The organism is Shewanella sp. 11B5, assembly GCF_002836795.1.
GTDB lineage: Bacteria > Pseudomonadota > Gammaproteobacteria > Enterobacterales > Shewanellaceae > Shewanella > Shewanella frigidimarina.
This window is the reverse complement of sequence record NZ_PJAP01000582.1, coordinates 1-4101: the sequence shown is the minus strand read 5'-3', so window position 1 is coordinate 4101 and position 4101 is coordinate 1. Positions and strand designations below refer to the sequence as shown.

The following is a 4101-nucleotide window of genomic DNA, read 5'->3' as shown; positions in this document are numbered from 1 at the left end:
ACTTGCAGCGCAACGCACCAAAGACAAGCATTAACGCACCAATATGGGACATTCCGAGCCCAAGCATCAATCATTACGGACACTATTGAGTACTGAGTTAACATCAAAATGCACCGAAGTAGTACATTTAATGGATCATTTCAGCAACATTTTCAGACATTTGCACCGTATAGGTTCAGAAAAATGCCAGCCATGTATCGGTTTAGGAATGACTTTTGCTTTATAAAAGTATGAATTTCAACAGAGAATCGTTTTGTGGGAACTGAAATGAATAATATTAGTGATGCTATTGGCGTCATTGCACAAAGTGCAGACACCTTGTTCATCTTACTTGGTGCAATTATGGTGTTAGCCATGCACGCAGGCTTTGCATTTTTAGAAATGGGCACCGTGAGGCATAAAAACCAAGTTAACGCCTTGGTTAAAATTCTAACTGACTTTGCCTTTTCCGCTATCGCCTACTTTGTCATTGGTTATCAAATAGCTTATGGCAATCACTTTTTTGTCAGCGCAGAAAGCTTAACCACTGATAATGGCTACCAACTGGTTAAGTTTTTCTTCTTACTCACATTTGCAGCAGCCATTCCAGCAATTGTATCTGGCGGTATTGCTGAACGCGGCAGCTTCAGACCTTTCTTATTGGCATCTGCTTTAATTGTTGCCTTCGTATATCCGCTATTTGAAGGGATTATGTGGAACGGTAATTATGGATTTCAAGCTTGGTTAGAAAGCCAATTCGGCGCCCAATTTCATGACTTTGCCGGTTCCGTTGTAGTGCATGCAATGGGCGGTTGGTTAGCCTTAGTCGCCATTTACTTATTAGGAGCTCGCCGTGGTCGTAAACCGGGAATCGCATTTGCGCCATCAAATATTCCCTTTCTAGCGCTAGGCTCTTGGGTGTTAATTGTCGGTTGGTTTGGCTTTAACGTTATGTCAGCGCAAACCCTCGACGGTATTAGTGGTTTAGTGGCGGTAAACAGTTTAATGGCTATGGTTGGCGGTACGATTGTGGCACTTGTGGTGGGTAAGAATGACCCAGGCTTTATTCATAACGGACCACTAGCAGGCTTAGTTGCTGTGTGTGCAGGTTCTGACTTAATACATCCTGTTGGCGCATTTGTGGTTGGCGGTATAGCAGGAGGTTTGTTTGTTCTGGTGTACACCAAATTACAGCGTAGCAACAGAATCGATGACGTTCTAGGCGTATGGCCACTACACGGTTTATGCGGTGTATGGGGCGGTATTGCTGCGGGTATTTTTGGTCAGCAGGCTTTAGGTGGTCTTGGCGGGGTCAGCTTTATGTCGCAACTCATTGGCAGTATTGCTGGCGTTGTGGTGGCAATTGTTGGCGGTATGATTGTGTATGGCGCGGTTAATAAAGTATCGAGTTTACGCTTAAGCCAAGAAGATGAATTTATTGGGGCGGATTTAGCGATACATAAGATTGGCTCAACCAATTCAGATAAGTGATGATGCTAAGTCACTTATAGTAAAAAGGGGCGGAAATGAATTTCTGCCCCTTACAGAGTCTACAATCAGTGCTTCGATTTAACCCCATTCTTAACCATCTCTTGACCGCTTTCGAAGATTTCAGCGGTAATCCAGCGGCCAAGTAATAGCTTGTGGTTATCACCAAATACCGCAACAAAATGACGACCATCAGCATTACTAGTTGCCATACCCACACCCGCAACACCTTCCAAACCTAAACCGCCCTTCTCCACCGACAGTAAAAAGCGTTCTAATTCGGCTAAATTATCAATCACATCATTTTCAATATTCATTTAACTTCCCAACAACTTTAGATCAAAACTTGGGTGCTACTTTAACCCATTGAACCTCAATAAGGTATATTGTATGCCATCTGTGCCTATAGCGCTGGTTACTGTACCACTCACTCAGGTCTAGCCGCTAAGATGATTAAAAACGTAACGTAAAATCAATCAGCTGCGCATCGTCATCGTATGAATCAAAATTAATCGACAACATCACCTTCCCTTTTGTCAGCATAATGTTATCAAAATTATCTTCTGCGTTTGGGTATCGCTCCAACAATTGCGATTTGATAGTAGGCAACTGATAACTAGCAAGCACAGCATTAAATTCACTCATCGTTTGCGTGCCAAGCATCGACTCGGTAATTTTAATTGAATTAACGACTCCTTGGCGATCAAAACCCAATAACACATTGCTATTCACCAGCACTTTTGGACCGTTGTCTGTCAATTGGATTTGGTTGATGAGCTGTTGTGGTTGCAAGGTATAAGCTTGCTTAAATGCTAATGTCAACAATGTTGCGATGTTGATATTATCAAAGTTGCCGAACTTAACGTGATGCTCATCAGTGACTGTTAATGGCATAATGGCAAAGCTGTTAAGTCGAGAAACAGCAGCGTTATCTAGACTTTCATTATAGTCTTCAAAGGTTAATATCAATCGGCTATTTTTACCTGCCACACTGTAAACATCACCTTGCTTTTTTAGCGCTAAATGCGCTTTCACGCTAGTAAGCCCATCACCTTGACGCACTTGGTTAGCAATCACCCAATTATCGCCATCATAGTTTTCACTTAAGGCAATTTGGTTTTGACCATGGCCATTTAACAATCCTAAATCCTGGGTAATCATCTCGATACGATTGTCTTTAACAACAAACCATAGACTCCGCCCATAACCATAAACGGTTGCACCATTGTCGAGTTGCAACTGAATACTGTGAGGACCTAATGCTTGTTGTAAAACATCAACCGAGCCACCAATGTGTATGCCATAGGCGCTGTCGGTTGTAATAAGCGCATCAGGTGCTTGGTGTTTTTGCGCTTGCTTTAATACATTCCCCTCGTTTGGCATCGTCAATTGAACTGTGGTTTGGGTATACGAAACCGATTTACCTTCGCTGTTATAAGGTGTTGGATCTTTGCTCAGTTGTGTATCGTCACAAAAGGTAACGTATTGCGCAGTGGTAATCACATGGATTTGCTTGGTGTTCGATTTAACTCGGCTACTGTCATCTTGCAAGTCAATACTTCGCTCAATTCCACCAACACTTAATCTATCAAGAATAATCGCATCCGCTCCTGCTGCTGCAGCTTTTCGCTGTATTTCCACAAAGGCTTGTTGTATATAAGCATCACGATGGGACAAAACGCCATCACTAGACGATTCCAGCAAGTCTGGGTCAATATCGTAGACGATTTTATCATTGTCTGTATCGATAGTGTGTGGACTACAAAGTGGGTAAAAATCTAAAATTGGCGGTAATTCATTGGCGTTTATAGCAGGGCTTAACATTGCACAGCTGAGCAAAAAAAGTGAAGGTTTCATTTATCGTCCTTGAGTCTATAACATCGTATTTTTACATAGTATTAACACTTAATCGTGTTCACTACCCTAATCTGAAATGCAATCACTGTAAACCCACTGCTTACTAAGCTCTAAAACAGTGTAAACGATTGACACTCATGGTCACGCTATTGCAATAAATGAACATTGACCCGGTTAACCAAGTGCACCTGATACATGAGTAATGACCTACGCCTCACTTTTATTGACTTGCTGTAGATATCCACTCTATCTGCACAATTTTTGCACCTTTGTTCTCTAACATACTGTTAACGATATTATGTCAATTAATCGTATAACTCAGCATAAGCAAATGTTAGGAGAATCTGATGGTTACCAGTAATCATTTATACCCAATCAATAGGCTGTTTAACCAGCCTATTACGTTCATATTTGCACTCACACTCAGTAGCTTACTGTTACTGACTGCTTGTGGCGGAAGCGATAGCGACAGCACAACAGATGTAGTAGAAACAGCAACAAGTACCGATACCACGGATACGAGTACAACAACAGAAGTCACCGATGCTGATTTTGAAGCAACCGATTGGACTGATGAAACTCACAGTAAAAATGTCGACCCTAACTTTGATGAAGTGTTTAGTGATACCGAAGTTAAACGACTCGATATCGTTGTAACAGAAGATCGCTGGCAGAGCATGTTAGATGACATGACAGCACTCTATGGCGAATTTGGTAGAAGCTCATCAAATAGCTTAAGTGATACCGATGAAGATCCTATTTTTGTTCCAGCTGAAG

3 protein-coding genes and 1 pseudogene are annotated in these 4101 nt (G+C 41.8%); 2 read left to right on the top strand and 2 right to left on the bottom strand.

The annotated features are described in order from the left end of the window. Positions 1–267 precede the first annotated feature (267 nt). Positions 268–1470, top strand: a complete 1203-nt coding sequence (locus CXF78_RS13550) for an ammonium transporter (RefSeq protein ID WP_102037097.1) — start codon at positions 268–270, stop codon at positions 1468–1470. Between the two features lie 65 nt (positions 1471–1535). On the opposite strand, the gene CXF78_RS13545 is transcribed toward CXF78_RS13550, so the two are convergent. After that, positions 1536–1784, bottom strand: a complete 249-nt coding sequence (locus CXF78_RS13545; RefSeq protein ID WP_011636224.1) for a hypothetical protein — start codon at positions 1782–1784, stop codon at positions 1536–1538. A 136-nt stretch (positions 1785–1920) separates the two neighbouring features. Beyond that, positions 1921–3324, bottom strand: coding sequence for a hypothetical protein (locus tag CXF78_RS13540; RefSeq protein ID WP_102037096.1), 1404 nt, complete (start codon positions 3322–3324; stop codon positions 1921–1923). Positions 3325–3671: 347 nt separating this feature from the next. On the opposite strand from CXF78_RS13540, the pseudogene CXF78_RS13535 reads away from it, so the two are divergent. Continuing rightward, a pseudogene (locus CXF78_RS13535) lies at positions 3672–4101 on the top strand (spore coat protein); the annotation flags it as partial.

Excerpts from the sequence above, each read along its gene's own strand:
- CXF78_RS13550 (WP_102037097.1), top strand. The coding sequence starts at position 268 with ATGAATAATATTAGTGATGCTATTGGCGTCATTGCACAAAGTGCAGAC.
- CXF78_RS13545 (WP_011636224.1), bottom strand. The coding sequence starts at position 1,784 with ATGAATATTGAAAATGATGTGATTGATAATTTAGCCGAATTAGAACGC.
- CXF78_RS13540 (WP_102037096.1), bottom strand. The coding sequence starts at position 3,324 with ATGAAACCTTCACTTTTTTTGCTCAGCTGTGCAATGTTAAGCCCTGCT.